5 protein-coding genes are annotated in these 3819 nt (G+C 45.7%); 3 read left to right on the top strand and 2 right to left on the bottom strand.

Annotated features, from left to right (window positions below):
- Positions 1–117 precede the first annotated feature (117 nt).
- Both QZ310_RS13585 and QZ310_RS13580 read right to left on the bottom strand, forming a co-directional pair.
- Positions 118–579 carry a Cas9 inhibitor AcrIIA9 family protein gene (locus tag QZ310_RS13585; protein ID WP_297073820.1) on the bottom strand — a complete coding sequence of 154 codons (462 nt, stop codon included), beginning with the start codon at positions 577–579 and terminating at the stop codon, positions 118–120.
- Positions 580–590: 11 nt separating this feature from the next.
- On the bottom strand, positions 591–806 hold the full coding sequence (locus tag QZ310_RS13580) for a hypothetical protein (RefSeq protein WP_297073819.1): 216 nt from the start codon (positions 804–806) through the stop codon (positions 591–593).
- 770 nt (positions 807–1576) lie between these two features.
- On the opposite strand from QZ310_RS13580, the gene QZ310_RS13575 reads away from it, so the two are divergent.
- From QZ310_RS13575 to QZ310_RS13565, 3 genes are all read left to right on the top strand, one after another.
- Positions 1577–2920, top strand: coding sequence for an ATP/GTP-binding protein (locus QZ310_RS13575; protein ID WP_297073816.1), 1344 nt, complete (start codon positions 1577–1579; stop codon positions 2918–2920).
- On the top strand, positions 2907–3554 hold the full coding sequence (locus QZ310_RS13570; protein WP_297073814.1) for an RloB family protein: 648 nt from the start codon (positions 2907–2909) through the stop codon (positions 3552–3554). The genes QZ310_RS13575 and QZ310_RS13570 overlap by 14 nt, the downstream gene beginning before the upstream one ends.
- A 2-nt stretch (positions 3555–3556) precedes the next feature.
- On the top strand, positions 3557–3819 hold a 263-nt coding region (locus QZ310_RS13565), incomplete at its 3' end, for a hypothetical protein (protein ID WP_297073811.1).

The raw sequence follows: 3819 nt of genomic DNA, 5'->3' as shown, positions 1-3819 counted from the left end.
TGTCGATTGTATGCGTCAGTGCCCACTGCTTTTGGGCGGTGGTGAGTGGGCGAAGCTGCCCACTCATTGCCAATATCTGCTCTTGCTTCTTATTTCTCGGTTTCATAGTCGTATGCTTTAGAAGTCATCTCCAAAGAGATTGGGTTGAACATTGATTTCCTCACCTGCTTTCGGTGCGGTGGTGGTGTGCTTGGGTGCGGTCGCTTTTGGCTGGTTCTGCCTGCGGATTTCTCGGAGTTGTTCCTCCTTGTACTGCTCCATAGCCTGTTCTTTGAGGTTGGCTTTATCTTCCTCGGATAGTTCCGGCTTACCTACCACGATGTTGCAGTTGACCTTTCCGCCCTCCTCAATCTCGTTCTCGTCAAAGTAGTGTACCAAAAGGTTCATAACGGTAGTGTCATCTACCACGCATAGACCGCTCTTTTGGATTTGGGAACACAGATAGTTTACCGCTCCCTCCATTGACTTTGAGGGGTTCGCCATTTTGATAGCGAATGAGGGTTCAGCGATGCAACGCTCTTGGAGCATTTTCTGCATTATTGCGATTGCAGTGTCGTTTGATTTCAACATTGTAGCCATAGTCGTAATTTTTATAGGGTGAGTAACCAGTAGATGATAAGGAGTGCTGAAACGGCTGAGATAACCCAACCAACGCCTCGGAATATCGGTCGGAGGAAAACCCACAACACCAATCCGATGATTGAGCTGATAAGGATAGCGACCCACTTGACAACCTTTTTTATGCGGTTGAGACTGGAGATGGATGCTTTGCCTCGTCTATCTGATATGTTGTTGTTCGTTTTCATCGTGCGACATTTTTTTTATGCGTCTATCGACTATCGAAGTTTTGCTTGCTCGTTGAAACCGTCCCGTGCGGAGGAAGTAGAGGGATGTTCGCCCTTCGGTGAAAAAATACGAGCTGACCAACGGGAGGTCTGGAGATTTTTTCGCTGAAAGGATATAGAATATCCCTTCTCCGCACGTTCTCAACTCCGAGCAAGCAGAGCTTCCTTAGTCGTACTGACTGCATGAAAACTGGAGCTAAGTTTACGCCCCGGTGAAAACGAACCACGACATATTGGTACTGTTTACTTCTGATTTGGGGAATTTATAATCACTGAATAATAGTCGGTGTCATTCCCGGAAAGCGAGTCTCTGACGATGTAGAGAAACGGAGTCGGCAGTGTCTCGACCCGTGGAATGCTGTTTCATCGGTGAGTGACGGAACGGTCGTAAAACTCCTTACAGGTTGTGGTGTCTCGGAACACGGATAAACGGCAATAAGTCTCGGAGGTGAAATGCAGCGTCCCCGATGCTCACCATGAGGCGTTGCCGGTTATCGGTGTTCAGCCACAACCCATAGGCGGGATGCGGTCAAATGGCATAAGGCATCGCCCTATGCTCTTTGACGACATCGCGCCGCCAACACGGAAGACCGCTCCGCCTCTCACCGATTATATAAGAATTCATTAAACGATGTCGCATAAAGGCAACTTTACTACTATGTATTCAGAGAATATCTTGTAGATATAAAATATTTGTCGTATCTTTGCGTCATAATTGAAAACATACGACAATGATACTGCGAGCAACATTTGAAAATATATACTCGTTCAAGGATGAGACTTCTGTCAGTTTTGTAGCTGGCAAAGGTTCTGTGCATCCTGCCCATGTAAGTCGCGCTCAAAAGCGTGATGACATTTCGGCGTTGAAATTCGGAATTATATATGGAGCTAATGCCTCAGGCAAAAGCAATGTTATCAAGGCTATCGCTTTGCTTCAGCAAATAGCCCTCGGTCGGTTTCCCATCGGAGATTTTGAGCCGTTCAAACTGGTAAAGCCGATAAAGCCTGTTTCCAAAATTGAAATTGAATTCAAGACTGATGGCAGATATTTTGCCTATGGTGTTGAGTTCTCTGCCAATGGTATAAAGGAGGAATGGCTGTATGAGATAAATGCCCGTTCTGATAAAAAGATTTTCACACGAAAAACTGACTCCGATGGCAACCAGTTTGAATTTGGAGACATACATGGTGATAATTCTGTCGGTCAGTTTGTGAAATTTCTGGGAGAAGGCACTCCGGCCAAGAGAAGTTTCTTGGCTGAATATATAGAGCGCAATGGCAAGGGGCTATGTCCTATTAAAGTAGCATACCAATGGTTTGCTACCGGATTGAGGATAATTTTCCCCGGCACACGCTTCCGTGGTCTGTCATTCAATGCCGAGCAGGATGAGAAGTTCCACGAATCGACACGCCGTCTGTTGCAATACTTTAATACCGGTATAGTTGATGTTCGTCGTTTTCCGGTTCAATCAAAGGAAGAGACCAACCTCCCTGAAAGATTGCTTGAAAAGATAATCAGTACCGCGACCCCGGGACGCACGGCATTGGTAGCCGCCCCCGAAAGCAACGAATGTTTCTTCTTCGACTTCAAGGAGGATGGAACATACACAATATTCAAGCAGAAGGCGGTTCATCGAAACGACTCGAATGATGAAGTGGTCTTTGAAATGGATGAGGAATCTGACGGTTCAATCCGTTTGCTCGACTTCATACCAATGCTGATAGACCTCTCGCAAAGCGAGTCAGACTACATGATTGATGAACTTGACCGCAGTATGCACCCTCTATTGTCGCAAAAGCTGATCGAATGCTATCTTCAGCAATTGTCAACTGAGCGGGACACGCAACTGATTATCTCTACTCACGAATGCAATCTTCTCAATCTGGATCTTATCCGGGCAGATGAAGTATGGTTTGTTGAAAAGGATAAAGATGGAGCATCCAAGCTCGTTTCACTCGCGGAATACAAGCCTCGTGAGAATGTTCAGAAGGGTTATCTTCAGGGACGTTACAGCGCAATCCCGTTCTTTGCTCCTATCGAAACTCTTAACTGGAACAAAGATGAGAAAGCGTAAAGATTTCGTCCGCCTTGAAGGTGTACGCTCTGCCCGTCTCGTGGTCATTGCCGGAGAAGGCCGATACACCGAATCCATATACTTCAATGCTGTCAAGAATGAGCTGCGCGCGCCGAATGTGCATGTGGAAGTCCTTGACCGCAATTCTGATGAGTCGTCTCCAGAGAGCGTACACCGTCAAGTCGCAGACTTCATGCGTCAATACAACATTGAAGATGACGATGAACTATGGCTTGTCATAGACCGTGACCGTTGGCAGGAACGGATGCTGTCGCAGGTTGCCCAACTCTGCGCCCAGAACTCCCACCTGCATTTCTGCATGAGTAATCCTTGTTTTGAATTATGGTTGCTCCTCCATTTGGAAGATGTAGAGCAATATGACGATGAGACAAAGAATGCCCTGCTCCAGAACAAGAAAAATAAGTCCGGTGTAACTTGGCTAAAGAAACGCATGAAAGATTTGCTTGGCTCTTACGCTGAGTCAAACTATGATGCGTTGGGCCTCATTCCTTATACTGCTGTTGCTATGGACAGAGCAAGAAGATTGGACTCCAATCCACAAGATCGTTGGCCTCAGTCCATCGGTTCCCGAGTTTATCTCCTTATGGAAAGTATCACTGGTAAGAAGAATTAACTATGATTGAAATAAATAATCTGAGTTCACTGAATCTATTCTCTAATTTCGAGACATTTAATTATGGTGACAAGACGATCATTCTCTATGATGACCACAGGTGTATTCTCACTGCATTATTTGAGGCTCGCAAGCTTGGAATAATAAGCAATGGCACAAATCTGATAACTTTTGATAGGCATGATGATGCCCGCAAGATACATCCTGACAGTATGCGCATCATAGACAGTATCATTGCAAGTGGACTCGATAGAATGTCTTCAAG

The organism is uncultured Duncaniella sp. (assembly GCF_910577345.1).
GTDB lineage: Bacteria > Bacteroidota > Bacteroidia > Bacteroidales > Muribaculaceae > Duncaniella.
The sequence above is the reverse complement of the archived record's forward strand: the minus strand, read 5'-3'. Positions and strand labels throughout refer to the sequence as shown.

What these genes read in the sequence shown, in the direction of transcription:
- QZ310_RS13575 (WP_297073816.1), top strand. Translation starts at nt 1,577, where the DNA reads ATGATACTGCGAGCAACATTTGAAAATATATACTCGTTCAAGGATGAG.
- QZ310_RS13570 (WP_297073814.1), top strand. Translation starts at nt 2,907, where the DNA reads ATGAGAAAGCGTAAAGATTTCGTCCGCCTTGAAGGTGTACGCTCTGCC.
- QZ310_RS13580 (WP_297073819.1), bottom strand. Translation starts at nt 806, where the DNA reads ATGAAAACGAACAACAACATATCAGATAGACGAGGCAAAGCATCCATC.
- QZ310_RS13585 (WP_297073820.1), bottom strand. Translation starts at nt 579, where the DNA reads ATGGCTACAATGTTGAAATCAAACGACACTGCAATCGCAATAATGCAG.